Source organism: Merdimmobilis hominis (assembly GCF_016901855.1).
Lineage (GTDB): Bacteria > Bacillota > Clostridia > Oscillospirales > Ruminococcaceae > Paludihabitans.
The window spans coordinates 160,585-185,415 of sequence record NZ_JACJKY010000001.1 but is presented as its reverse complement, the minus strand read 5'-3'; the positions used below and the strand labels follow the sequence as shown (position 1 = coordinate 185,415).

General features: G+C 45.8%; 22 protein-coding genes and 1 pseudogene. 15 read left to right on the top strand and 8 right to left on the bottom strand.

The window, feature by feature from the left end:
• Positions 1-10 precede the first annotated feature (10 nt).
• Positions 11-328, bottom strand: a pseudogene (locus tag H6A12_RS01000) (class II aldolase/adducin family protein); the annotation flags it as partial.
• On the opposite strand from H6A12_RS01000, the gene H6A12_RS13330 reads away from it, so the two are divergent.
• The 11 genes from H6A12_RS13330 to H6A12_RS00945 all read left to right on the top strand — a co-directional run bounded on the left by H6A12_RS13330 (position 210) and on the right by H6A12_RS00945 (position 12,704).
• Positions 210-467, top strand: a complete 258-nt coding sequence (locus tag H6A12_RS13330; protein ID WP_243415243.1) for a hypothetical protein — start codon at positions 210-212, stop codon at positions 465-467. The pseudogene H6A12_RS01000 and the gene H6A12_RS13330 sit on opposite strands and share 119 nt — an antisense overlap.
• 21 nt (positions 468-488) lie before the next feature.
• On the top strand, positions 489-1,622 hold the full coding sequence (locus H6A12_RS00990; RefSeq protein ID WP_204443819.1) for a uroporphyrinogen decarboxylase family protein: 1,134 nt from the start codon (positions 489-491) through the stop codon (positions 1,620-1,622).
• Positions 1,623-1,797: 175 nt separating this feature from the next.
• Positions 1,798-2,679 carry a diadenylate cyclase CdaA gene (gene cdaA, locus H6A12_RS00985; RefSeq protein WP_204443816.1) on the top strand — a complete coding sequence of 294 codons (882 nt, stop codon included), beginning with the start codon at positions 1,798-1,800 and terminating at the stop codon, positions 2,677-2,679.
• On the top strand, positions 2,676-3,935 hold the full coding sequence (locus H6A12_RS00980) for a CdaR family protein (protein WP_204443814.1): 1,260 nt from the start codon (positions 2,676-2,678) through the stop codon (positions 3,933-3,935). Before cdaA ends, H6A12_RS00980 begins: the two co-directional genes overlap by 4 nt.
• Before the next feature lie 11 nt (positions 3,936-3,946).
• The gene (locus H6A12_RS00975) at positions 3,947-5,545 is read left to right on the top strand and encodes an NAD(P)/FAD-dependent oxidoreductase (RefSeq protein WP_204443811.1); all 1,599 of its coding nucleotides are present in this window, start codon (positions 3,947-3,949) and stop codon (positions 5,543-5,545) included.
• An 18-nt stretch (positions 5,546-5,563) separates the two neighbouring features.
• Positions 5,564-7,588 (top strand): NAD-dependent DNA ligase LigA, encoded by a 2,025-nt coding sequence (ligA, locus tag H6A12_RS00970; RefSeq protein WP_204443809.1) that lies wholly within the window; start codon positions 5,564-5,566, stop codon positions 7,586-7,588.
• On the top strand, positions 7,578-7,847 hold the full coding sequence (gatC, locus tag H6A12_RS00965) for an Asp-tRNA(Asn)/Glu-tRNA(Gln) amidotransferase subunit GatC (protein ID WP_204443807.1): 270 nt from the start codon (positions 7,578-7,580) through the stop codon (positions 7,845-7,847). Before ligA ends, gatC begins: the two co-directional genes overlap by 11 nt.
• 19 nt (positions 7,848-7,866) lie before the next feature.
• Complete coding sequence (gene gatA / locus H6A12_RS00960) at positions 7,867-9,330, top strand: Asp-tRNA(Asn)/Glu-tRNA(Gln) amidotransferase subunit GatA (protein WP_204443804.1); 1,464 nt, start codon at positions 7,867-7,869, stop codon at positions 9,328-9,330.
• Between the two features lie 18 nt (positions 9,331-9,348).
• Positions 9,349-10,785, top strand: coding sequence for an Asp-tRNA(Asn)/Glu-tRNA(Gln) amidotransferase subunit GatB (gene gatB, locus H6A12_RS00955; protein WP_204443802.1), 1,437 nt, complete (start codon positions 9,349-9,351; stop codon positions 10,783-10,785).
• Positions 10,786-10,854: 69 nt separating this feature from the next.
• A complete protein-coding gene (locus tag H6A12_RS00950) occupies positions 10,855-11,601 on the top strand; it encodes a copper homeostasis protein CutC (protein WP_204443800.1) in 747 nt (248 codons plus the stop codon).
• Positions 11,602-11,678: 77 nt separating this feature from the next.
• Positions 11,679-12,704 (top strand): tyrosine recombinase XerC, encoded by a 1,026-nt coding sequence (locus H6A12_RS00945; protein ID WP_204443798.1) that lies wholly within the window; start codon positions 11,679-11,681, stop codon positions 12,702-12,704.
• A 65-nt stretch (positions 12,705-12,769) separates the two neighbouring features.
• Here H6A12_RS00945 and H6A12_RS00940 read toward each other — a convergent pair whose 3' ends face one another.
• The 6 genes from H6A12_RS00940 to H6A12_RS00915 all read right to left on the bottom strand — a co-directional run bounded on the left by H6A12_RS00940 (position 12,770) and on the right by H6A12_RS00915 (position 17,558).
• Positions 12,770-12,964, bottom strand: coding sequence for an alpha/beta-type small acid-soluble spore protein (locus H6A12_RS00940; RefSeq protein WP_204443796.1), 195 nt, complete (start codon positions 12,962-12,964; stop codon positions 12,770-12,772).
• A gap of 9 nt (positions 12,965-12,973) precedes the next feature.
• Positions 12,974-13,531, bottom strand: coding sequence for a hypothetical protein (locus H6A12_RS00935; protein WP_204443794.1), 558 nt, complete (start codon positions 13,529-13,531; stop codon positions 12,974-12,976).
• Between the two features lie 97 nt (positions 13,532-13,628).
• Complete coding sequence (locus H6A12_RS00930) at positions 13,629-14,579, bottom strand: Gfo/Idh/MocA family protein (protein WP_204443792.1); 951 nt, start codon at positions 14,577-14,579, stop codon at positions 13,629-13,631.
• A 44-nt stretch (positions 14,580-14,623) separates the two neighbouring features.
• Positions 14,624-15,835, bottom strand: coding sequence for a glycosyltransferase (locus H6A12_RS00925; protein ID WP_204443790.1), 1,212 nt, complete (start codon positions 15,833-15,835; stop codon positions 14,624-14,626).
• 75 nt (positions 15,836-15,910) lie between these two features.
• Positions 15,911-16,615 carry an RNA polymerase sporulation sigma factor SigE gene (sigE, locus tag H6A12_RS00920; RefSeq protein ID WP_204444007.1) on the bottom strand — a complete coding sequence of 235 codons (705 nt, stop codon included), beginning with the start codon at positions 16,613-16,615 and terminating at the stop codon, positions 15,911-15,913.
• 73 nt (positions 16,616-16,688) lie between these two features.
• Complete coding sequence (locus H6A12_RS00915; RefSeq protein ID WP_204443788.1) at positions 16,689-17,558, bottom strand: sigma-E processing peptidase SpoIIGA; 870 nt, start codon at positions 17,556-17,558, stop codon at positions 16,689-16,691.
• A gap of 156 nt (positions 17,559-17,714) precedes the next feature.
• Between H6A12_RS00915 and H6A12_RS00910 the strand changes: the two genes are divergently transcribed.
• Together H6A12_RS00910 and H6A12_RS00905 are read left to right on the top strand one after the other, a co-directional pair.
• Positions 17,715-18,518 (top strand): mechanosensitive ion channel family protein, encoded by an 804-nt coding sequence (locus tag H6A12_RS00910; protein ID WP_204443786.1) that lies wholly within the window; start codon positions 17,715-17,717, stop codon positions 18,516-18,518.
• Between the two features lie 17 nt (positions 18,519-18,535).
• A complete protein-coding gene (locus H6A12_RS00905) occupies positions 18,536-21,850 on the top strand; it encodes a hypothetical protein (RefSeq protein ID WP_204443784.1) in 3,315 nt (1,104 codons plus the stop codon).
• A gap of 65 nt (positions 21,851-21,915) precedes the next feature.
• Here the strand turns inward: H6A12_RS00905 and coaBC are convergent, their stop codons facing one another.
• Positions 21,916-23,115: a bifunctional phosphopantothenoylcysteine decarboxylase/phosphopantothenate--cysteine ligase CoaBC gene (gene coaBC, locus H6A12_RS00900; RefSeq protein ID WP_204443781.1), complete on the bottom strand. Its 1,200-nt coding sequence runs from the start codon at positions 23,113-23,115 to the stop codon at positions 21,916-21,918.
• Between the two features lie 252 nt (positions 23,116-23,367).
• On the opposite strand from coaBC, the gene H6A12_RS00895 reads away from it, so the two are divergent.
• On the top strand, positions 23,368-24,048 hold the full coding sequence (locus tag H6A12_RS00895) for an ECF transporter S component (protein WP_243415242.1): 681 nt from the start codon (positions 23,368-23,370) through the stop codon (positions 24,046-24,048).
• A 13-nt stretch (positions 24,049-24,061) separates the two neighbouring features.
• Positions 24,062-24,829, top strand: a complete 768-nt coding sequence (locus H6A12_RS00890; RefSeq protein WP_204443779.1) for a type III pantothenate kinase — start codon at positions 24,062-24,064, stop codon at positions 24,827-24,829.
• Positions 24,830-24,831 lie beyond the last annotated feature (2 nt).

Genomic DNA, 24,831 nt, shown 5'->3' with positions numbered 1-24,831 from the left:
CCCATACAACCAATCGGAATTCTTTCATTTTTTGCGCGGTTGCCTCACCGATCGTATTCGTGCCGCAGAGCATCCATGGGAGTACGCCGACACCATCCGGAAATACCACAATACATTCCGTGCACATCTCCCAAAGCGTGTGTGTTAGCGCCTTTTCGTCCAGTTCATGTACGTAATTCATTGCAAGCGTATGGGTCGGATGCGTATGCATGATGACACGGTTTTGCGGATCAACAGCCAGTCTTGCCATATGGCTCATCAAATGTGCCGGAAGTTCGGACGTAAATTTGCCGCCGTCCGCAAATCCCCATAAAACGTTCGGACTGATTGAAACAGTCGAAAAAGCGGCGCAGATCTATATGCTGACCGCTCATCTGCCGCGGATCAATACCATCACAGATACACAGTTAAAAGACTTGGCAGAACTTTTCGGTGTTACCTACCGAAAGGACTTTTTAAACCTGTAACGGAAGCAAAGGAGAATCACTATGACACTGACCGAGAATGTTTCTGCAATTTTGCATGAAAAACCGTATGATTATATGCCGGTTGTTTCGTTTGGATTCTGGAATGAAACGCTGCAAAAATGGGCAGAAGAAGGACATATCACAAATGAAGAGGCACAAGGCTATGCACAGTACGGTGACAACTCGCCGTCAGATCAGTCTGTGATGAAAAAGCTCGGATTTGATTTTAACTGGAATTCCTGCTTTGTCACAAACTGCGGACTGTCCCCGACGTTTGAGCCTCAAGTTTTAGAGCGGCGTGCCGATCAAAGTTATGTCATGCGGGATGAGCAGGGACTTATCGTGCTTCAAAAAGACGGAATTGTTTCGATTCCGGCTGAAATCGGAACGACACTCACAGACCGCGACGTTTGGGAGAAAGAATATCTGCCAAAACTTCAGTGGAACAAAAACCGTGTAGATTTTGATGCGCTGAACCGCATCAAGACACAGGAACGAACGATTCCGGTTGGCATTCACTGCGGTTCACTCGCCGGATATATGCGCAATCTGCTTGGATTTGAACAATTTTGCTATTTGCAGGCGGACGATGAAGATCTCTTTGCCGAAATTGCAGACACGATCGCAGAGCTTTGCTATCAAAACACAAAAACTGCCTTGGAAAGCGGTGTGCAGTTTGACTATGCGCATTTCTGGGAGGACATTTGCTTTAAAAACGGTCCGATGATTTCTCCAGATGAGTTTGATCAGTACTTTGGCCGCCATTATAAACGAATCACTGATCTTTTAAGTGAATATGGAATTGATATTGTTTCGGTGGACTGTGACGGCTTGATCGATGCACTCGTTCCGGTGTGGCTCAAAAACGGCGTCAACACCATGTTCCCGATCGAAGTAGGAACATGGAACGCAAGCATTGCTTCCTGGCGTGCACAATACGGAAACCGGATCAAAGGCGTTGGCGGAATGAACAAAACGGTCTTTGCAAAAGATTTTGAAGCCGTTGATCGCGAGATTGAACGGCTTATTCCGCTCATCAAAGCGGGCGGATATATTCCGTGTCCCGATCATCGAATTGCACCGGATGCAAAATTTGAAAATGTGCAGTACTATTGCAGCAAATTAAGAGAAGCTTGCTTAAAAGAAACGAAATAAAACAGTTTCACAGCAAATCAAAGATTTGTCTTTGATTTGCTGTTTTTTTACTGTATGCCAGCTAAGAAACCTATTTGCTTTATGAAAAACGAAAGAAAATATGGTCTATCGCTTGAATTACAAGCGAAAAATTGATAAACTATAATAGGAAAAAGAAAGCAAAGGGATGACGTATATGAATTTTGCGGAAGAGTTTTTTAATCAAATTTCCGGTGTACTTCGCACATTTTCTATTTTTGATGCGATTGATATTATTCTGCTCGCATACGTTACCTATGTTGTGATCAATTTTGTAAAAGAAACACGTGCGGGACAGCTTGTAAAAGGTGTTCTGCTTCTTGTCGTTTTTTATTTTCTTGCCGTACAATTCAATTTAAAAGCAATGAGCTTTTTGTTCCAGAATATTTTCCAAATCGGAATCATTGCATTGATTGTATTGTTTCAGCCGGAAATTCGCCGTGCGCTTGAACGTGCAGGCCGAACAAAAGTTGCTGATCTAAACGTTTTCGGCGCAGACAGCACAGAACGAATGGTTGCGACCTGGGAACATGGTATTGAACAAATTTGTGAAGCAGTTCGCAGTCTTTCAAAAACAAAAACAGGTGCACTGATTGTCATTGAACGAAAAACAAAACTCGGCGAGCAGGTGGATACCGGTGTGCTTCTGCATGCAACAATCAGTACAGAATTGCTGTTAAATATCTTTTTTGTCAACACACCGCTTCATGACGGCGCTGTGATCGTGCGTGACGGCAGAATTTTAGCTGCAGCTTGTTTCTTGCCAAAACCGCAGAACGAGGAACTGATTGCAACAAACTTTGGTTCCCGTCACCGTGCGGCACTCGGTATCAGTGAAGTTTCCGATGCAATTACCATTGTGGTTTCCGAAGAAACCGGCACAGTCTCCACAACAGAAGACGGCCAGATGATTCGTAATTTCACGCCGGAATCGCTTGCAGAACATCTTCGTGCAAAATTGATTCCTGCAGACAAAGAGGAAAGCCGTACGAAGAAAGTGGTCAGGAAGTTTACGTTTTGGAGGAGGAAAAAACAATGAAATGGAATTTTACTTTTTCAAAACTGATCGAAAACAAAAAATTCTTGATTGCACTTTCCATTTTGATTGCTGTAATTGCATGGTTCACCGTCGCAACGACATTTGATCCCTATCAGGAGCGAGTGATTTCGGATGTACCGATTACACTCAATCTTGCGGGAACCACTGCCGAAGCACAGCAGCTGAGCGTTATTGACGGACAAGATACCACGATTGATGTAAAAATTCAGGGAAAGCGGTATTTGATCGCAGATGTCACTGCGGACGATTTGGTCGTAACGCCAAACCTCGCAACGGTTACAGCGCCCGGACAGTATGAAGTTTCGCTGAGTGTGCAGACAAAAGATCCAAATGAAACAGATTTCAGCATCCGTGGCTATACACAAACGGTAACCCTGCGGTTTGATCATGTGAAATCCGTTAATTTTGATTTGAAAGCAAAAGCGGAATTCGTTACAGCACAAGAAGGGTATATCAAAGAAACGCCGACAGCAACGCCGCAGTCCGTTATTATCACAGGTGCACAATCGGAAGTAGAGCAGATTGCAGAATGTGTAGTTGAGTATGATAAATCGGCTGTTTTATCGAGCACTTTGACGGCTGAAGGAAAGCTTGTTTTATACGACGCTTCCGGTAAAAAACTTGATCTGAAATATGTTTCGTTCTCTGAAACAACATTCCAGATTACAGTACCGATTTATCTTGAAAAAGAATTCCCGATTGAACTGAGCTTTATCAATACAAACGGAATCGATACGTCGAAATTTAATTATACGCTTTCGGTCGATACCGTACACTTGGCCGGTCCGGAAGAGATTATCAGCAAACGTGAAAAAGTGACGATCGGTCCGCTCGATTTGACAAAGCTTGATATCGGAAGTGTATTCATGTTCCCGCTTGATTTGGATGCCGGTGAAATCGATATCGACAATGTGGGTGAAGTGACTGTAGAGATTGACAGCACTAACTTTGCAAAGAGTACGATGCAAATTTCAGAAGATAATATCGTACTCAAAAATGCACCTGCTGATTTGAATGTCACACTGCACAGTACTTCTATCAATAACGTCAAAATGGTCGGAAACAAATCTGATATTGAATCGCTGACAGCAAGTGAATTGTTTGCATCAGTAGATTTATCGAATATTGAAGAAGGAACTTCCCGTGTCCGTGTTTCGATCTATGCAACCGGAAACAAGTTCGTGTGGGCAGTAGGCGAATACTATGTAACGGTGAAGTCTGAGAAAAAAGCATAAAAGGAGAATCTATGCCAGTTATTGTTTCAAATATTCGAATCGGACTCAATGAACCGGATGAAACGGCGTTTGCGATTGCAAGAAAGCGATTGAAGGTTTCTGGCGATCAGATTGCATCCTGCTATTTTTATAAACGTTCGCTGGATGCAAGAAGACGAAACAATATCTGTTTTGTCATTTCAGTTGTTCTAAATCTTCACGGAAACGAACAGCAGATTGTTTCACGGTGCGGCGATCCGCAAATCGTATATAAACCTATTGATACACTGGATGTAACAATCGGATGCAGCCCTTTGCTGCATCCGATTGTTGTGGTTGGAATGGGACCGGCCGGATTGTTTTGTGCGTATTTGCTTGCAAAGCACGGCTATCGTCCGGTTTTGTTTGAGCGCGGCGGCTGTATGGAGGAGCGTGCAAACGCGGTCGATTCCTTTTTTAAAGGCGGTGCGTTTGATTCACGCTCGAATGTGCAGTTTGGTGAAGGCGGTGCCGGTACATTTTCGGATGGAAAGCTGACGACTCGAATTTCTGATGGCAGGTGCCGGTTTATATTGGAGGAATTTGTCCGTCACGGTGCACCGAAAGAAATTCTTGTGACTGCCAAGCCGCATATCGGAACCGATCAGCTTCGTGGCGTACTCATTTCCATGCGCAAAGAGATCGAACGCTTGGGCGGCAAAATTTATTTTAATAAGCAAGTTGAGCAAATTCATGTAAAAAACGGCGCTGTCTGCGGCATCACCGTGGACGGAGAAACGATTGACACCGAACAGGTTGTGCTGGCAATCGGTCACAGTGCGAGAGATACATTTCGTTCCCTGCGTCAGTCAGGTATTCCAATGGAAGCAAAGGAATTTTCCGTTGGAGTGCGAATCGAACAGCTGCAAACAACGATTGATCGTGGACTATACGGAGAACTGGCAGGTCATCCCCGGCTGCCGAAAGGAGAGTATCAGCTTTCGCATCGGCAGGATGGGCGCTGTGTCTACACGTTTTGCATGTGTCCGGGCGGCTATGTGGTGCCGTCCTGCTCTGAGGAAAACACCGTTGTCACAAACGGTATGAGCGAACATGCACGTGACGGAAAAAATGCAAATGCGGCGCTCGTGGTATCGGTTGGTACTGCTGATTTTGGAAACGATCCGTTTGGCGGGATGATGTTTCAAGAGGAACTGGAACGAAACGCCTTTTCATTGGGCGGCGGCGCATATCGTGCACCGGCGATGAATGTCGGCGCTTTGATGGGAAAACAGTCGGAACATTTGCGTATTACTTCTGTGACACCGACATATGCACGCGGTGTGACCGGTGCATCATTTGCGTCGTTGTTTCCGGCGCCGATTCTTTCCATGCTGCAAACGGGGTTATATCGTTTTGATCGAAAACTTCCCGGTTTTTCATCGCCGGAAGGTATTTTGACCGGTCCGGAAACACGTACGTCTTCACCGATTCGGATTGTGCGGGATTTAAAAACATACCAGTCAATCGGTGCGGCCGGACTCTATCCCTGCGGTGAAGGTGCCGGGTATGCCGGCGGTATTATGAGTGCCGCTTGTGACGGCATTCGTGTGGCGCAGGCAATCATGGCGCAGTTTGCGCCGATGGAATAAAAGAAAGGGCATGAAGCTATGAACGAATCTGAAGCAAAGCAGAGAATAGACGAGTTGTGTGATTCTCTCAACCGCTACAGTTATGAATATTATATGGAAAATCAGTCGAGCATCAGTGATTATGAGTTTGACCGATTGCTAAGCGAGCTAAAACAGCTTGAAGCGCAGTTTCCGCAGTTTCTCCGTCCCGATTCACCGACGCAGCGTGTCGGCGGCGAGAGCGACAACACGTTTGAAAAGGTCACGCACACCGTACAGATGGGCAGTTTGCAGGATGTGTTCAGCGAAGAAGAATTGCTTTCCTTTGACAGTCGGGTGCGGGAAACGCTTACACCGGAATATGTAGTCGAGCCGAAAATCGACGGGCTTTCCGTTTCGCTTGAGTATGTAGACGGCGTATTTACACGCGGTTCAACCCGCGGCGACGGATTTGTCGGCGAGGATGTGACAATGAATTTAAAAACGATTCATTCCATTCCGCTCAAATTAAAAGAGCCGATCCCGTTTTTGGAAGTGCGCGGTGAAGTGTATATGCCGCGCGAATCGTTTGAAACGCTTGTTGCAGGACAGATCGAACGTGGTGAGGAGCCGTTTAAAAATCCGCGGAATGCGGCGGCAGGTTCACTCCGGCAGAAAAATTCAAAGATCACTGCACAGCGCAAACTCGATATTTTTGTATTTAATCTTCAGCAGGTGGAGGGTGCGTCATTTGAAACGCACAGCCAGACACTTGATTATTTAAAATCGCAGGGATTTCAGGTTTCCCCGTCCTATTTGCGGTGTGAAACGATGGAACAAGCAATCGAAGAAATTCGCAAAATCGGTCAAAACCGCTATGAATATCCGTTTGATATCGATGGTGCAGTTGTAAAGGTGAACAACTTGTCGGATAGAGAACGCCTTGGTGCAACGGCAAAATACCCAAAATGGGCGGTGGCATTCAAATATCCGCCCGAAGAAAAGGAAACAACGCTTTTAGATATTGAAATCAATGTGGGACGCACCGGCGCACTCACACCGACCGCCTTATTTGAACCGATTACGCTTGCAGGTACGACTGTGAGCCGGGCGGTGCTTCACAATCAGGATTTCATCGACGAAAAGGAGATCCGCATCGGCGACGTGATTCGGGTGCGAAAAGCCGGTGATATTATTCCGGAGGTACTATGCAGCGTTTCGCATGCGCAGGACAGTGTGCCGTATCAGATTCCGCGCAGCTGCCCGTCCTGCGGCGAACCGGTTGTGCGGGAGGATGATCAGGCGGTTCTGCGGTGCGTTAATCCCTTGTGTCCGTCTGCGGTGTTTCGGCAGATTGTGCATTTCGCTTCCCGGGATGCCATGAACATTGACGGCTTAGGTCCTGCCATGATTCAAGCGCTGATTGCCAACGAGCATATTGAATCGGCAGCTGATTTATATACACTTAACCGAAGTGAGGTCGAAGCGCTTGACCGTGTCGGTGAAAAATCAGCGCAGAATTTGTTTGATGCACTGGAAGCATCGAAGAAAAATCCGCTCTCGAAGCTTGTTTTTGCGCTTGGTATTCGCAATATCGGTCAAAAAGCGTCAGAACTTTTGGCGCAAACGTTCCATACAATGGACAAACTGGCTTCGGCGGAGTATAATAGCATTATGGAAATCGACGGCTTTGGCGAAACGATGGCACAGAGCGTCGTGGAATATTTTTCGCGTCCGCAGGCAATTGAACTGATTCAAAAGCTAAAAGATGCAGGACTGCGGATGGATGAGCCGCAAAAGCAGCAGGAAAGTGCTGTGTTTGCAGGGAAAACATTCGTTTTAACCGGTACGCTTCCGACACTTTCACGAAAAGATGCGGCAGCAAAGATCACTGCAAACGGCGGAAAAGTCACTTCTTCGGTTTCCAAAAAGACAGATTTTGTGGTGGCAGGCGAGGATGCCGGAAGCAAATTGACCAAAGCGCAGTCGCTTTCGATCCCGGTTTTGTCGGAAGAAGATCTGCTTCGTATGATCGAATCGGCACAGTCCGATGCAAATACACAGGAGGGTTCTCATGAAGGTTGATGTAAAACGTCTTGCAAAACTTGCAAGAATTCGGATTTCGGAAGAGCAGGAAGTCCGCTATGAACAGCAGATGCAGGATATTATCGAAATGGTGGAAAAACTGCCGCCGCTCGAAAGCCGTGACAGTCTGGTTGATCCGGATCATCCGATGACATTGCGCAAGGATGTTCCGTCTGCACCGTATAAACGCGACGACATTTTGAAAAACGCACCGCAGGTACAGGCTGGCTGTGTTGTTGTGCCGAAAGTGATCGAATAAATAAAGGAGTACAAAGACAATGGAATTATATAATCAAACGGCAGCTTCCCTTGCAAAAATGCTTCAGAACAAAGAATGCAGCAGTGTGGAAGCAACGCAGTCTGTGCTTGACCGAATTGCTGCAGTCGAAGATACCATCGGTGCATTTGTCGCCGTAACCGGCGAAGAAGCACTGCGCCGTGCAAAAGAAATCGACGACCGCCGTGCATCAGGTGAGGAACTCCCGCCGCTTGCAGGTGTGCCGGTTGCAATCAAAGACAACATCTGCACCAAAGACGTCAAAACAACTTGTTCGTCGAAAATGCTTGAAAACTTTGTTCCGCCGTACAACGCAACCGTTATGGAGCGGTTAAACCGTGAAGGCGCTGTCATGGTCGGCAAGCTCAATATGGATGAATTTGCAATGGGTTCTTCCTGCGAAACATCCTATTTTAAAAAGACGAAAAACCCGCATAATCCGGAGTATGTGCCGGGCGGCAGCTCAGGCGGCAGTGCAGCAGCTGTTGCAGCCGGTGAAGCATTTGTGTCACTTGGTTCGGACACTGGTGGTTCCATTCGTCTGCCGGCTTCCTACTGCGGTGTGATCGGATTAAAACCGACCTACGGCAGTGTTTCCCGTTACGGTCTTGTCGCATTTGCGTCGTCGCTTGACCAGATCGGCCCGTTCGGCCGCAGTGTTGCAGACGTTGCAATGACATATTCCGCAATCTGCGGTCACGATCCGTATGATGCAACCTCCGCAAACCGCGCATATCCGCAGTTTACGGTCGGTGATGCAGGTGACATGAAAGGCAAAGTCATCGGCATTCCGAAAGAGTATTTCGGATTGGGTGTCAGCGCTGATGTGCACGACCGTGTGATGAAAGCAGCAGAGCTGTTCGAGAAAAACGGCGCTGTTTTAAAAGAAGTTTCGCTTCCGAGTACGCCGTATGCGCTGTCTGCCTATTACATTATTTCCTCTGCAGAGGCATCCTCGAACCTCGCACGTTTTGATGGTGTGAAATATGGCTACCGTACACCGGAGTTTGAAAACCTCACCGATTTGTATGAAAAAACACGTAGCGAAGGCTTTGGCGACGAAGTCAAACGCCGTATTCTCTTAGGCACGTTCGTGCTGAGCAGCGGCTATTATGATGCATATTATAAACGTGCAAAACTGCTGCAAAAACAGATTCAGCAGGAATTTTCCGAAACATTCTCCTCGTGTGATCTCTTGCTCACGCCGACCGGAACCGATACGGCGTTTAAGCTGGGCGAAAAAGAATCCGATCCGCTTTCTATGTATGCAAACGATATCTGCACCGTTACGGTGAATATTGCAGGTCTGCCGGCAATCAGTGTGCCGTGCGGCAATGCTGCAAACGGACTGCCGGTCGGCATGCAGCTCATCGCGCCGAAATTTGAAGAACAGCGTCTGTTCACAGCAGCCGGCTGCTATGAAGCCCTTACAGAACAGCCGCTCTGCCCAGTGGCATCACTTTGATCGGGAGGATTTGTACCTATGAATTATGAAATGGTCATCGGTTTGGAGATTCACGCAGAGCTCTCCACCGAAACAAAAATTTATTGCAGCTGTAAAAATGAATTTGGTTTTGAAGTAAACACGCGCTGCTGCCCGATCTGCACCGGTATGCCGGGCACACTGCCGACGCTCAACGAGAAAGTGGTCGAGTACGCAGTGAAAATGGGCTGTGCGCTGCATTGTGATATCAACCAGGTCTGCAAACAGGACCGTAAAAACTATTTTTATCCGGATTTGCCGAAAGCATATCAGATTTCGCAGTTTGATATTCCGCTGTGTGAACACGGCTATGTCGATGTTCTGGTTGACGGCAAAGAAAAACGCATTGGCGTTACCCGTATCCACATCGAGGAGGACGCAGGCAAATTACTGCACAACGACAGTTTTGCCGGCTCGCTTGTTGACTTCAACCGCTGCGGCGTTCCGCTGATCGAAATCGTTTCCGAGCCGGATATGAGAAGCCCGCAGGAGGCAAAAGCATATCTTGAAACGATTCGTTCGATATTGCAGTATCTTGATATTTCCGACTGTAAGATGCAGGAGGGTTCGATTCGCTGTGACGTCAACGTTTCCGTGATGAAAGCCGGAAGCAATGAATTCGGCACACGCTGCGAGATGAAAAACGTCAACTCGTTCTCGGGTGCTGTTCGTGCGATTGAATATGAAGCAAAACGTCAAATCGAAGTACTTGAAGCAGGCGGCGTGATCGAACAGGAAACACGCAAATGGGACGATGCGAAGGGCGAGAGTATTCCGCTGCGCAGTAAGGAAGACGCACAGGATTACCGCTACTTCCCGGAACCGGATTTGCAGACCATCGTGCTGACAGACGAGTTTGTGGAGAACATCCGCGCGTCGATTCCGGAGCTGCCGAACGTAAAAGTGGCGCGTTATCTGCGTGACTATGGATTACAGCAGATTGATGCCGAGCAGCTGGCCGATGATCCGCAGAAAGCAGCATTGTTTGAAGAAGTGCTCGCAGAGAAAAAATGTACGCCGAAATCCGTGTGCAACTGGATTCTCGGCGATATCGCAAAACTCATGAACGAGAAAAACTGCACGCTTGCCGATCTTTCGATCAAAGCATCTTCGCTCGCATCGCTGCTTTCAATGATTGAATCCGGTGCGATTTCCAATGCAATCGGCAAAAAAGTGTTCGACCTGATGCAGGAATCCGACAAAACACCGGAAGAGATCGTCAAAGAGAACGGTTTCGCACAGATTTCCGATGAAGGCGCACTGCTTGAGATTGTCAAAACCGTGCTTGCTGCCAATGAAAAATCAGTTTCCGACTATCGCGGCGGTAAAACGAACGCACTTGGATTCTTGGTTGGTCAGTGCATGAAAGCATCCAAAGGCAAGGGAAATCCGGCAAAAATGAAAGAATTACTGCTTTCGATGATCGAAGAAGCATAAGTAATAACAAGGCAAAAAGCCGCCGCCGTATGCGGCGGCTTTTCCTTTTAAAAAGGAGTGGAATATCAAATGAAACGGCTGATTGAAATCTGCTGCTGCAGTGTGGATGATGCAATTACTGCCGCGCGTAATGGTGCAGACCGTATCGAACTGAATACATCCATCGAATGCGGCGGACTTACACCATCGATCGGGATGCTTGAAACGGTGAAAGCACACGTTTCGACTCCGGTAATTGCGATGATTCGTCCGCGTACCGGTGGGTTCTGTTATACTTCATTTGAATTTGAATCGATGAAACGGGATGCACAGCGGCTGATTGACTGCGGTGCAGACGGAATTGCTGTCGGGATCTTGAAAGAAGACGGTACATTCGATCTTGAGCGAATGAAGGAAATGGTAAATATTGCGAAAGGGCAGGGAAGGGAAGTTGTATGCCATCGGGCATTCGATGTTTCCGCAGATCTTGCCGTTTCTGCACAGCAGATGATTGATCTGGGTGTGACACGTATTCTCACTTCCGGTGGATGCGCACGTTGTCTGGAAGGCGGACTTGAACAAATCAATGCGCTGTACCGTCAGTTTGGCAATCAAATTGAATGGCTTGCATGCGGAAGCATCCGTCCGAATAATCTCGCTGAGATTCTTGCACAGACCGATGTCCGGCAATTCCATATGGCGCCGATGATGACCGTTGCTGATCAGAGTATGAGCGGAAAGACGATTCGATTCAACGGAACACCGGAGGAATCATCATATCGAACGATTGATCCGGATATGGTACAGGCAGCATGTAAAATCGCTGCGCAGGGATAACCTGAAAATCTGATACCCTCTATTTCGCTAAATGAAAATTTAGCGAAATAGAGGGAGCAAAAAAACGAGGAAACCATATGAATATATCTTATGAAGCTTATCCGAGCGTACTGCGCGATTACTTTTTTTATATCCGAACCATCAAAGGACGCTCACAGCGAACTGTTGACGGATATGCAATTGATCTGCGTGGATTCTGCCGGTTTTTATTAAAGCAGCGCGGATTGTTTTCGGACTGTGAATTTTCAGAAATTCCGATTGATTCGGTTACAGTCGATCTTTTAAAAACCGTTACGCTGTCTGATGCATATGAATATCTGCACTTCGTTTCAGATTCATGTGACAATCTGCCCAAAACGCGTGCACGCAAAGTTTCGGCTCTAAAATCCTTTTTTCATTATTTATCAGAAAAATCGCATCTGATCGACTATAATCCGCTCACAGAATTAGAAGTTCCTGCGGTCAAAAAATCACTTCCGAAATATTTGACGCTTGAACAATGTTATGCGCTGCTTTCGAATATTGACGGTGAGTTTCGCGAACGCGATTATTGTATAACGACGCTTTTGCTAAATTGTGGAATGCGGCTTTCGGAGCTTGTATCAATCGATTGTGCGGACATTCACGAAAATACCTTGAAATTATTGGGAAAAGGCAACAAGGAGCGTATTGTCTATTTAAATGATGCGTGCTTAAGTGCAATCGAAGCGTATCTCCCCGTTCGTGCAAAGCTTGCAGCCAACGGAAAAGATAAAAATGCGCTGTTTTTAAACCGGCGCGGTACACGAATCGGTGCGCGGCGTGTTGAACAGATTATTGAAGCACAGCTTGCAAAAGCAGGACTCGCACAATATGGATTTTCGGTGCACAAATTGCGCCACACTGCGGCAACGATCATGTATCAGTATGGACACGTCGATATCCGTATTTTGCAGGAGATTCTGGGTCACGCAAATCTTGGAACAACGCAGATTTATACGCATATTTCCGACGATCAAATGGAAAAAGCGGTGAAAAGCACCCCCCTTTCGAATCTGCAGCCGCCCTCACCTGCTTCTAAAAAAACGTCTGATGAGAACGCTGATGATGAGGAAAACAAATAGTGTAACATAAAAAAAACAAAGCGGTACTTTCAAAAGTACCGCTTTGTTTTTTTCAAAAAGGGGGATTATTTTGCAGAGTTCTCGTATGCTTCGATCATTTTTTTGACCATCTGGCCGCCGACAGAACCAGCCTGTCTGGAGGTCAGGTCACCGTTGTAGCCCTGTTTCAGGTTGACGCCCACTTCGTTTGCAGCTTCCATTTTGAAGCGCTCCATTGCTTCTTTTGCCTGCGGAACCATAATTTTATTCGATCTAGCCATTTTAAATATTCACTCCTCAATTTGTTTGGTTGTGTTTGCAAACATAGTATGTGAGGAATGACACACATTATCAAAGGAAAGTTTTTGAAAAATTATTTCCGGAGAAACATCGCATAACAACAGTGCAAGCACGCACGACAATATGAAAAAAGGATGTTTTGCCTCAAAGGAAATCGGCATTTCAAATGGATCAATCAGCTGTCCGTCCAGTGTTTTCACTGTTCGGTTCAAAGAAATCATGCGCTGTGCGGACAAAACACTTGAAAAGCTGATACAGTCATGTTCACCAAATCCACAGGAATAGACGATTTGCGCATGCTGTTTCATAAGGCAATCGGAAATACCGGATATATCCGAACTGATTATGATAGGGATATTTGGATTGAAAAGTATGACCGACGGCATTTCTTTTGAAACAATCAATACTGTATTTGATGATAATTTTTTGGGAATTTCAGAACAAACAAAAAAAGAAATTGCACCATTTGTAACACGAAGGATGCAATCAGCCATTTTGGATACAATTTTTGAATGTTCGTTTGGTGTCAAATAGACGATTTGTTTCACGCAAACTTCCACCTTTTACCGGTTTATTGTATTTTGATTGTTTCCTGAAAATAAAAAAATATCCGTCAGAAGACGGATATTTTTTATGCTCATTTTGTTATTTCGATTCATTCATCGAATCAAAAACAGACGCACAGAAAATGGTGTCCGCATGAGGAATCACATCACTTTCGAGTTTTCCCTCGTTTACGCAGCGAACCATTTCTTCAATCTGGTACTGAAATCCGTTATCCCGCCGGAAAAACGCTTTTTCGGCTAATCCGTTTTCGTCATATCGTTCGCAGGAATCAGCAAAGTGCGGATCTGCAATCGAGATCCGGCCTTTTGTACCATAGACATTCAAAAATTGTCCGACATTGGTTGTTACGGTTGTCTGCACATTTGCCACGCAGTCCGGATAACAAAGCGTGATATTGTTGACCATGTCAACACCGTTTTCATCCCGCAATACATAGCTATGGTGTGATGCAACCGGTTTTCCGATGAGGTACGTCGTCAGCTCAATACCATAGACAGAAATATCATACATTGCACCGCCGCCAAGTTTTGGATTGCGGATTCTGCCGTTGGGATCTTTGCTCGATGCAAAACCAATCAGGAAATTCGCAAGATTTACATCACCGATTAAGCCTGCATCAATCCACTTTTTTGCCTTTTTGATTGCCGGCAGAAAGCGTGACCACATTGCTTCCATGCAAAAAAGGTTCTTTTCTTTTGCAAAAGCGAATACCTGCTCTGCCTCTGTTTTTGTCATCACAAACGATTTTTCGCACATCACATGCTTGCCATACGAAAGAGCCAGCATCATATTTTCAAAATGAAAATTGTGCGTTGTTGCAATATAGACACCGTCGATATCCGGTCTTTTAAGCAATTCTCCATACGAACCATAACAGTCGAAATTCCCGTCTGTTTTCTCAGCAAACTGCTGTGCTTTTCCCGGTGTACGGCTTGCAACAGCGATAACTTCTGCACAGTCTGTGCGGGTTGTTGCGTCGTAAAACGTCGCAGCAATATTACCGGTTCCTAAAATACCAAAACGAAACATTGAACAATTCCTCTTCTCTTCTTACGAATCCTTTTTTCGGTGTATTATCCGTGGCGTTTCACACGGCGGCGGTGTTTGATATGTTTTTGCTCTTTTTCTTTTTTCGCGTCTTCATATACACCTACCAAATATTCTGCAAGTGCTTCACATCCGTAAATCTTCACTGAGTTAATGACAGAAGCCGTCAGCGCTTCTTTTTCCTCCGGCGTCATTGCCTGATATTTTTTGAAGATCGAATACATCTGCTCTGCATTTTCATAAATATAACCGTTTACACCGTCAACGACCTGTCCGGCATTCAGCGGGTCTTTGATGTGTACAACCGGCAGACCTGTCGCCATTGCTTCTTTCATGGAAATGGAATTTGTATCCGACAAAGAAGCTGTCACGTACAGCTGGCAAGCACCATAGTATTCCGGTAAATCTTCGTGCTGGATTGCGTCTGTAAAGATCACCTGCTCCTCAATATGCAATGCTTTTGCCTGTGCCTGCAGTTCCGGCAGCGAAGGACCGCCGCCTAAAATCATCAGTTTTAAATGATCGTCCGGTTTTACGGTTTCTGCCCAGTAATCGAGCAGGACATCCACGCTTTTCTCCTTGCCCAGCCGTCCGCAGAAGCATACCACGGTATCCTCCGGCTGAATGCCATACTGTGCACGAATGGAAGCGATTTTTTCACGGTTTAAGCTGGACGGATTGAATACATCAAGTTCCACCGGATTGGGTACCACGTTGACACTCTTATTCACGCCGCACATATCAAAATATTCCTGCACCTTTTTCGAAGGACCGGTCAGCGCATTTGCTGATTTTGCAAGGAATTTAAAATAGCGATGTGAAATGCGTTTTAACAACGGAATCATCTTCTGCGGTACAATGTAGTAAAGATAGTCGTCATACATCGTATGCAGCGTATAAACCAGCGGAATCCGCAGCTGTTTTGCAATCAGCGCACCGGAAAGACCGATGCCGAATTCCTGATGAATATGAATAATATCCGGTTTAAAGTGCTTCATCATGCGGTAGCGCTTACCGCTTAAGGGTGCCGCCAAACCGAAATTATAGATTTTCTTTAATTCTTTTGCCGGACAATATAAAACACCGTCTTTAATATAATGATGATGTGCATGGGTGTCAACAGTGACCACCAAAACCTCATGACCGAGTTTTTCAAGACCGTCGTGAAGTGCCTTTACATGGGTCACAACACCGTTGATATACGGAAGATATGTTTCTGTAAACAAAGCGATTTTCATAGGACTGACCGCCTTTGCACGATATTTTTGTTTTGTTTACAGTCATTATATCAAAATTCTTTGAATAAGTAAAGCTTACATCACTTTTTCAAACTCATTTTTAAGCCTTGTCAGAATTCGTTTTTCAAGTCTTGAGATATAGGACTGTGAAATCCCAATGCAATCTGCCACTTCTTTTTGTGTCTGTTCTTTTCGTCCGTTTAGACCAAAACGCATTTCCATGATCATGCGCTCTCGGTCCGAAAGCGCATTGATGCAGTCGAGCAGCAGTCCTTTTTCCGCTTCCTGTTCAATTTCACGGTTAACAGTATCCGAATCGGTTCCGAGTAAATCGGAAAGCAACAGTTCATTTCCGTCCCAGTCAACATTCAGCGGCTCGTCGATCGAAATATCATTTCGGCTTGGCGAGGTTTTGCGCAAAAACATCAGAATTTCATTTTCAATACACCGCGAGGCATAGGTTGCCAGCTTGATTTTTTTGCTTGGGACAAAGGTGTTCACTGCTTTAATCAACCCGATTGTTCCGATCGAAATCAAATCCTCAATACCAATTCCCGTTGATTCAAATTTTTTTGCAATATAAACGACCAGGCGAAGATTATGTACAATCAGCGTGTTGCGGGCATCATGATCGCCTTGTTCCAGTTTCAAAAAAACAATTTGTTCTTCTTCCTTAGAAAGCGGAGGCGGCAGACTGTCCGAGCCGTTGATATAATGAATTTCATCCGGCGGAAATAAGAAAAACTGCAAGCGTGAAAAAATCTGTCTGTTTTTAAACATCCATCGTTTACTCCATTCTTTGATCCAATTTTGCTGTTTCATCAATCATCGCTCCCTTTTATTGTAGAAAACATCACACAGATGATATAAGCGTCGGCGGAAGAATGGCATCGTAGCTTCCGTTTGACAGCGTATGCTCCGTCACTGCAACAACGGCACGCTTTTCCTCTCCGGAAACCTCAATGCGATCTGGACAAAATGCCGGCAAGACCGATGTGCCGGAGATTGTCTGCACCGGAACCATTCGAAACGAACGATATGCCGGATGATTCTCGTGTGCAGGGCGTGTACCGTTTTGCATTGCACTGCACAGTGTCGTCCATTTAAGCGGCAGCGCTGATTGAATGGCATCGTATGTTACAACGATTACCGGCAAACCGGAAAACGGATCGTTTAAACGGTTTCCGGTGTCAATCAATGCAGAAAGAATTACTTGTGTACAGCCAACCTGAATATGTACAGAAGCTGTCTGATGACGATCTGTTCGCCGCGCAACAATCCGGCAAACCAATCGAATCAGCGCATATGCAATGACCGAAAGCACGACAAGTGAAATCGCAGAGAAATGAAAATATACAATTCCATTGCGAAACACCATTCCGCGTGCAGGAAACAGCAAAAAAACAGCTGTCATGAACCCTGCAAAAATAAAATTCACCAATAAAAACGAAAGAAATGCGCGGAAAAATAATCGGTATTTTTTTCGTTTCAAAAAAACAATGCCGGAAAGCGATAATCCGAGCATGAGTTTTGTCAGTATTGATTCGACTGGATTCATCTGAACAAAAATCAAAAGAGAAGCAGCAGATCCTGTGATAGTTCCGAAAAACAGCCTGATCCGGCTGGCAGGAACACCCGAGAGAAGCGCGGCCGATTTTAAAAGCAAAAATGCGATGATCAAATTTAAAAACAGCAGTACATCCACATAAACCGTTTGCTTCATGTGATCTCCTCCCTGTTTTCTTATTGTAACAGCAAGCGACGCAAAAAAGTGTCGAAAGAAATCTCAGAAAATGTGCGTTTTTGGTTGACGAACGTATTTTTATCAAGTATCATAATAACCGTTTTAAAACAAACCAACTGTTTCTAGAGGTGTTTTATGAAATTAAATCTTGTAGATATCGTTGAAAAATACGGTCCGACACTGTTAAATACCATACTTGTCTTGGTCATCGGATATGTCCTTTCAAAGCTGATTTTATCGCTTACAAAACGGGCAATCCAAAAGACAAGACTGGACCCTGTGTGTCATAAGTTCATTCTTTCGGTTTTAAAAATTACACTGTATACACTTGTCATCATTATCGCAAGTTCCAATTATGTAAACACCAGTTCGCTCGTTGCCGCATTGAGTGTTGTCGGTGTTGCAATTTCGCTTGCAGTCAAAGACAGTCTTTCAAACGTTGCAGGCGGTTTTATCTTGCTGTTCACAAAACCGTTTAAAGTCGGTGATTTCGTTGAAATTGACGGCTTGAGCGGATCGGTGCAGTCGATCACCATTTTACAGACAAAACTTCTGTCGTTTGATAACAAAGCGCTCTTTATTCCAAACGGACAAGTGGCAGCCGATAAAATCATCAACTACTCTGCGGAAGAAAACCGGCTTTTGGCGATTCCGTTTTCGATTGCATACGAAGCAGATCTGCTCAAGGCAAAGGATCTTTTAAAAACGATTGTTGAAAGCGAAGAAATGGCACTTTCAGAACCTGCTCCGCAATTCGTTGTGACAGAGCATGCCGACAGTGCAATTAAAATTTCGGTGCGCGTCTGGGTGAAAACGAGTGATTACTGGGCGCTTAATTTCCGCCTGCTTGAGCGGGTAAAACTTGAGTTTGATAAAAACGGAATCAGCATCCCGTTTAATCAGCTGGATATCCATATTGTAAAGAATGAAGAAAAATAATTTTTGGGGGGATTTTTGTGACATCCTGTCTAGTGATTTATCAAAATGAAACAGCGGTTCACGCAAAGCTTACACAAGAGCTCCGCAGCCGCGGATATGAGGTCACAGAGTTAAACTGGCGCACGACTTGTTTGCCGCAGACAAACGATACTGCTGATTTGATCGTGGTGGAAGATGCGAAGCACTGCCCTGCCGGTTTAAAAGAATATTTGTACAAAGCGCTTTCGAACGGGAAAAACGTGCTTGTGCTTGGTGGTGTTCCGTTTCATGAGGAATATTATGCACAGGACGGCGAATTTCTTTCGCTGTCCGCACTTTCTGCTCAATTTAAAGAAGGCGGCTTTTCAAAACGCACTTTGCTTGACTTTTCAAATCCGGAAGTACTCTCTTCGTTTGTGCCGGATACAAACAATCCTGACAGCAAGGAAGTAGAATTGACTGCTTCCCTGTCGGTTGTTGCGCATGAATCGTTTGCACACTGTCTGCGCTGGTATACAGATCGCTTTTATATCAATGAAAGCTTTGAAGCGCCGGTGTCGTTTGAAAACGACGAAAACGTGATCGGCTTTTTCCATTGTGCAGACGCACAGACAAGAATTATCACGATCAAACTGATTCAAGAAGACGGCTTGATTTATCGTGCCTGCGTCACACCAGAACCGACTTTCTCGTTTTCGATGCTCGATGCGCATGATTTTACCTGCATGAACGGAAAACGAGGTGAAATTCCACCGCTTGTCAATTTTAAAAAAGTCAAAAAAATTCAGTTTGGTCATGCGCTTTCCCATGCGTACTCCTGTGCAGGCGAGCATAGCTTTTATATTGCTGATTTGTGCGCAGGAACCATTCCGTTTTTAAAACCTGCGAAAATCGCAGTGGACGGACTTTGCCCGCAGTATCACTTTTTCCCGATGAACAACATGCAATCGGCGCGCGTGTATGAAAAGCAATCGATTCTTTCTCCTGTGCCGGTTCCGGATGCTTCTGATATCTATTCATTCTCGCCGCGTGCACAGGGACTTGGCGTTGACCACAACCGCCGTTCCCGTTTCATTCCGCTGATTGAAACCATCGGTGCAGACGGACTGCAAAGCGGATTTTTGGCGTATATGATCGTAAACCGTGGTACCTCTCCCCGTCCGTACGCGTTAAACGGTTCTGCACTCACAGTGTTTACGGTGAATGATGAATCGTTTTATTTAAACGGCGGCATTGATTTTGTCATGCAGGCGGTAGATGCGATGTGTGCACCGGTTCTGCTTGTGGAGGGTGGCACAGATTCGTTCATCTATCAAGAAGAACAGACAAACGGAACGGTTGGCGCGCTGTGCAGTGTAAAACCTGGAACAGATTTGTCCGGATATGAAATTCACGTAAGCGCACCCGGCATCGAGCAGGTTTGGCCGCTTTCTGGTGGTACAGTCGTATCCGAACAGAATGGATTTTCATATCTGCGCGCGGCAATGCCGTTTACACCGGCGGAAGGCGCTGTTTGCGTCACACTTGTAAAAGACGGCGTGACAAAAGACCGGATCGTTCATTCTGTTTCTGTCTATCATCCAAAACCGGTTGAAGAACACAGATTTGCATCGCTTCATCCAACCGATAACGAAATCATGATCGACGGAAAACCGGTGCATTTCTTTGGCGTCAACTATATGCCATGCTATGACGCAACACTCGATGATTTCTATGCGTTTGAGCACTACGTTTCTTCCTTCTCCTATGATCCGGATGTCATCGAACGCGATCTTTCGCGTATCCGTGCAATCGGGATGAATGCAGTTTCTATTTTCTATTACTTTGATCCGTCGGTTTCGTCGAGCAATATGCTTCATTTAATCAGCCGTTGTCAGGCACATGGATTATATGTCAATTTGTCGATTCGTCCGCATGCTAACCCGTTTGACTTCTCGAAAGAAGAAGTGGAAGCGATGATCAAAACGTATCATTTTGATGAAAATGATACAATCGTCGGCTATGATATTGCATGGGAGCGGTATGTCGGCACATACGAGCCGTGCTACGGAAACTTTAACGGCAGAAAATCATTCGATGCGGCGTGGCGATTCTTTATCAAAAACCGATATGGCAGTGAAGAATGTGCAGAATCATTGTTCGGATGTGCACTTCCCCGCAATGAAGCCGGCGAAGTCATCGGTTTGTCCGATGATCAGCTGCGGCATGACGGCGCACATACCAAAATGGCGGCAGCATATCGGTGCTGCATTGATATGGAAGTTCGCCGCGCACATGTTGCCGCATGTGATTTTATTCGTTCCATTGATAAAAATCATTTAATCAGTGCGCGTTCCGGCGATGCTTCGACGATTCCGCTGGTCGATCCGGGCATTTACGGATATGACTATGACGCCATGGCGAGCGGTGTGGACACGCTTTCGCCGGAGAGTTATGCGCTCTCGGATGATATCAACAGCCTCTGGCAAGGCGTATTTACCAATACCTATGCACGGTATGCAAAGAAAAATACTGTGATTCAGTGGATGGAATTCGGAAAATCGATCTGGACTGGTTCAAACTTCAATGACAACACTGTGATGCGCAACAGACAAGCCTCCTATTATCGTGCATTTTTCGATATGCTGTTGGCAGGTCACACAGCCGGTGCATTTTGCTGGTGGTGGTTTGGCGGCTATCGTCAAGGTGAAAACAGCGATTTCGGCATCATTGATCCGGATGGAAGCGATCGTCCTGTTACGAAAGTGATTCGTGAATACGCGGATCGGTTCATTCATGCACCGGCTTTGAAACCGCCCGCACAATATATCAAAATCGACAGAGATCTGCATGCAGACGGACTGCGTTCTGTGTATCAAAGTGTTCAGCCTGCACTGTTTGATGCGATCCGTAAGCAAGAAACCCTCGCATTTTGTGATGAAAGCTTCGGTTGTACTTCTGCCGATGTGCCGCTGACGGAAGCCGGCGGAATGGATGCGGCAAGCTGTTCACCGCGTTATTTGGATGGATTTATTTCCTCTGCTTGGATCAAAACGAACGAGCAGATGTTTGAGGTGAACAACGGCGGCTGTGTGAAGATCCCAAAAAACACTGCATTTATCGTTCATCTGACCATGCAGAATACCACCGATGCACTGTGGCTTGCAGCAGAAGGTCAGGGTCAGGTGCAGTTGATTGCCGAAAACGCATGTGTGAACGTTCTTCCGCTTTCTGAGGAAAAAGCTAAAAACGAATCGGCAGTATTTGTGCTGTCTTACGATGAATCGTTTGAAGGAACGGTTCATGCCGCATTGCATGCAAGCGGTCGAACCATTTTTGGTGAACGATTCGTATGCACAGTCGTTCGTGTATAACAACTAAAGATATAAAAAACGCTCCCTCGATATGATCGAGGGAGCGTTTGCTTTTGCAGTTTTTCTTATGCACGCAGCTTCATAATGTGATCCAATAAACGATGCGCGGTTTCGTCTTTCGAAAGCAGCGGAAACGCTTCCATATCGTTTTTTGAAATCAGTGTGATTCGATTGGTTGAGGTGCCGAAACCCGCACCTTCTTCTTTGATACTGTTTGCTGCAATCAGATCAAGATGTTTTTTCTCGAGTTTCTTTTTAGAATTTTCAATCAAATTCTGTGTTTCCATGGAAAAGCCGCACAAAAATTGACCATCCGGCTTGTGTTCACCGAGCCATGCAAGAATATCGGAAGTGCGCATTAACGGAAGCACAGCGTCTGATTCGTCAGACTGTTTTTTGATTTTCTCATCCGAAACGACAGCCGGACGATAATCTGCAACTGCCGCCGCTTTGATAATAATATCCTGTGCATCACTCCGCGAGGTCACTGCATCAAACATCTCCTGCGCAGAAACGACAGGAATGGTATTCACATACTGCGGTGCACGAATCGCAGTCGGTCCGGAAACAAGCGTCACTTCTGCGCCGCGCGCCGCCGCTGCACGTGCGATTGCATATCCCATGGTACCGGTGGAATGATTCGTCAAATAACGCACAGGATCGAGCGCTTCCTGTGTAGGACCTGCTGTGACAAGTACGCGTAATCCGGTCATATCTTTTTCATGAACAAGTGCATGCATCACACTTTCAAGAAGCACTTCCGGTTCGGGCATTTTGCCTCTTCCGACCGCACCGCAGGCAAGACGCCCGGTTGCAGGTTCGATCACTTCCCAACCATAATGCCGCAGCGTCTTCAGATTATCCTGCGTTACCGGGTTGTCGTACATTTTGGTGTTCATCGCCGGTGCGGCGATTTTTTTGCAGTTGCATGCCAGCACCGTTGTAGACAGCATATCGTCCGCAATGCCATGCGCCAGTTTTGCCAGGATATTTGCAGTTGCCGGCGCGATCAAAACAAGATCTGCCTGATCTGCCAACGCCACATGTTCGACTTGAAAGGTGTGATTGCGGTCAAATGTATCTACGACCGTGCGGTTGCCTGTCAGCTGTTCGAATGTAAGTGGTGTGATAAATTCGGTTGCATGTTCCGTCATGATAACATGCACATTACAGTGCTGTTTGACAAGCGCGGAGGCAAGTGCTGCCGCCTTATAACAAGCGATGCCGCCAGTCACACCGAGAAGAACAGTTTTATTTTTTAACATCAGTGTTCGCTCCGTTTCATGCTCTGTAAGCAGAGCCTTTTGAGTGTATTATAGCAAATGAAAATGAAAAAGTAAACGACGCTTTGAGGTATTGCAATCGCTTCCATTGTTGAGTATAATGTAAGGGGAAAAACATCCAAAAAAGAGCTCGCCATACCCTGTCGGGATGACAGAGCATCGATTCGTATGTTTTTTCACATTATTTATTTTCGCGCTGTATCGAAAAAACGAACAGCAGCAGGAGGTTTTTTTATGATGAATAATCAGCAAACGTCCCAACTGGGACAAAAACGGTCAAACAGCAGTGTGTATCATTTGGTTTTGCTCTCGCTGTTTACAGGAATCATTATTTTGATGGCGTGCACACCCATCGGACTCATTGACCTGCCGTTTATCAAAGCAACCATTCTTCATATTCCGGTCATCATCGGTGCAATTTTGCTTGGCCCAAAACAAGGTGCTTTTTTAGGGTTCGTATTTGGACTCACAAGCTTAATTAAAAACACGATGGTTCCCGGTGTTCTTTCGTTTACATTTTCTCCCTTTATCCATGTGCCTGGTACAGATCATGGAAGCCCGTGGGCAATTGTTATTTCTCTTTTGCCGCGTATGCTGATCGGTCCGATTGCATGGGCTGTGTATGAGGGGCTCAAACGTCTGTTCCATCGCTTAAAAGGCGGACAGGTCATTGGCATGGTCGCTGCAGGTATTGTAGGCGCCTTTGTTAATACTGCTTTGGTCATGAGTTTGATCTTTTTCTTGTTTAAAGATGCATATGCTGCAGCAAACGATCTTGCGATTAACGCAGTATTGGCTGCAATTTTAGGCGTTGTTGCAACAAACGGTGTACCGGAAATGATTGCTGCGGCGATTTTGGTTCCTGCAATCACCGTTCCGCTATCAATCGCAATGAAACGCAGCAAACGTTTTTAAAGGAGACACCACAATGATTCTTGCACTCGATGTTGGCAATACAAATACAGTGATCGGCGGATTTGAAGACGGCACATTACAATTCAGTCTTCGTATGACAAGCGACCGAAACAAAACGATTGATGAATATGTTTCACATCTGCGTCTGCTGCTCTCAGAAAAATCGGTTGATTTTTCGAAAGTAGAAGGCGGTATCATTTCGAGCGTTGTGCCGGAGCTTCGATACGTTCTTGGCAAAACGATGGAAGTGCTCACAGGAAAACAGTTCATGATCGTCACCAATCAAATGAAACTTGATATGGAGATCAAAATGGACATTCCTTCACAGGTAGGCGCCGATTTGCTGGTGGATGCGGCAGCTGCGCTGTCGATGTATCGTCCTCCATTGGCGATTTTTGATATGGGCACTGCGACAACAATGTCTGTGATTGACAAAGAAGGCAACTACATTGGCGGTGTGATTATTCCGGGGCTTCGGCTTTCGATGGACGCGCTGTCTGCACGTGCAGCACAGCTTCCGTTTATCAATTTGGACGAGCCGCCGCAGCATTTGATTGGCAAGAATACGATTGACTGCATGAAAGCAGGCGCTGTTTACAGCAACGCTGCGATGATCGATGGTTTGATTGATCGGGTGCAGGAAGAGCTCGGAGAACCGGTGACAGCGGTTGCAACCGGTGGTTTGATGGGTGTTGTTCTTCCCTTTTGCAAGCATACGATTCACTATGACGAGAATTTACTCCTGATCGGTCTTTTGCGTCTTTATGAGTCGAATTTATAATT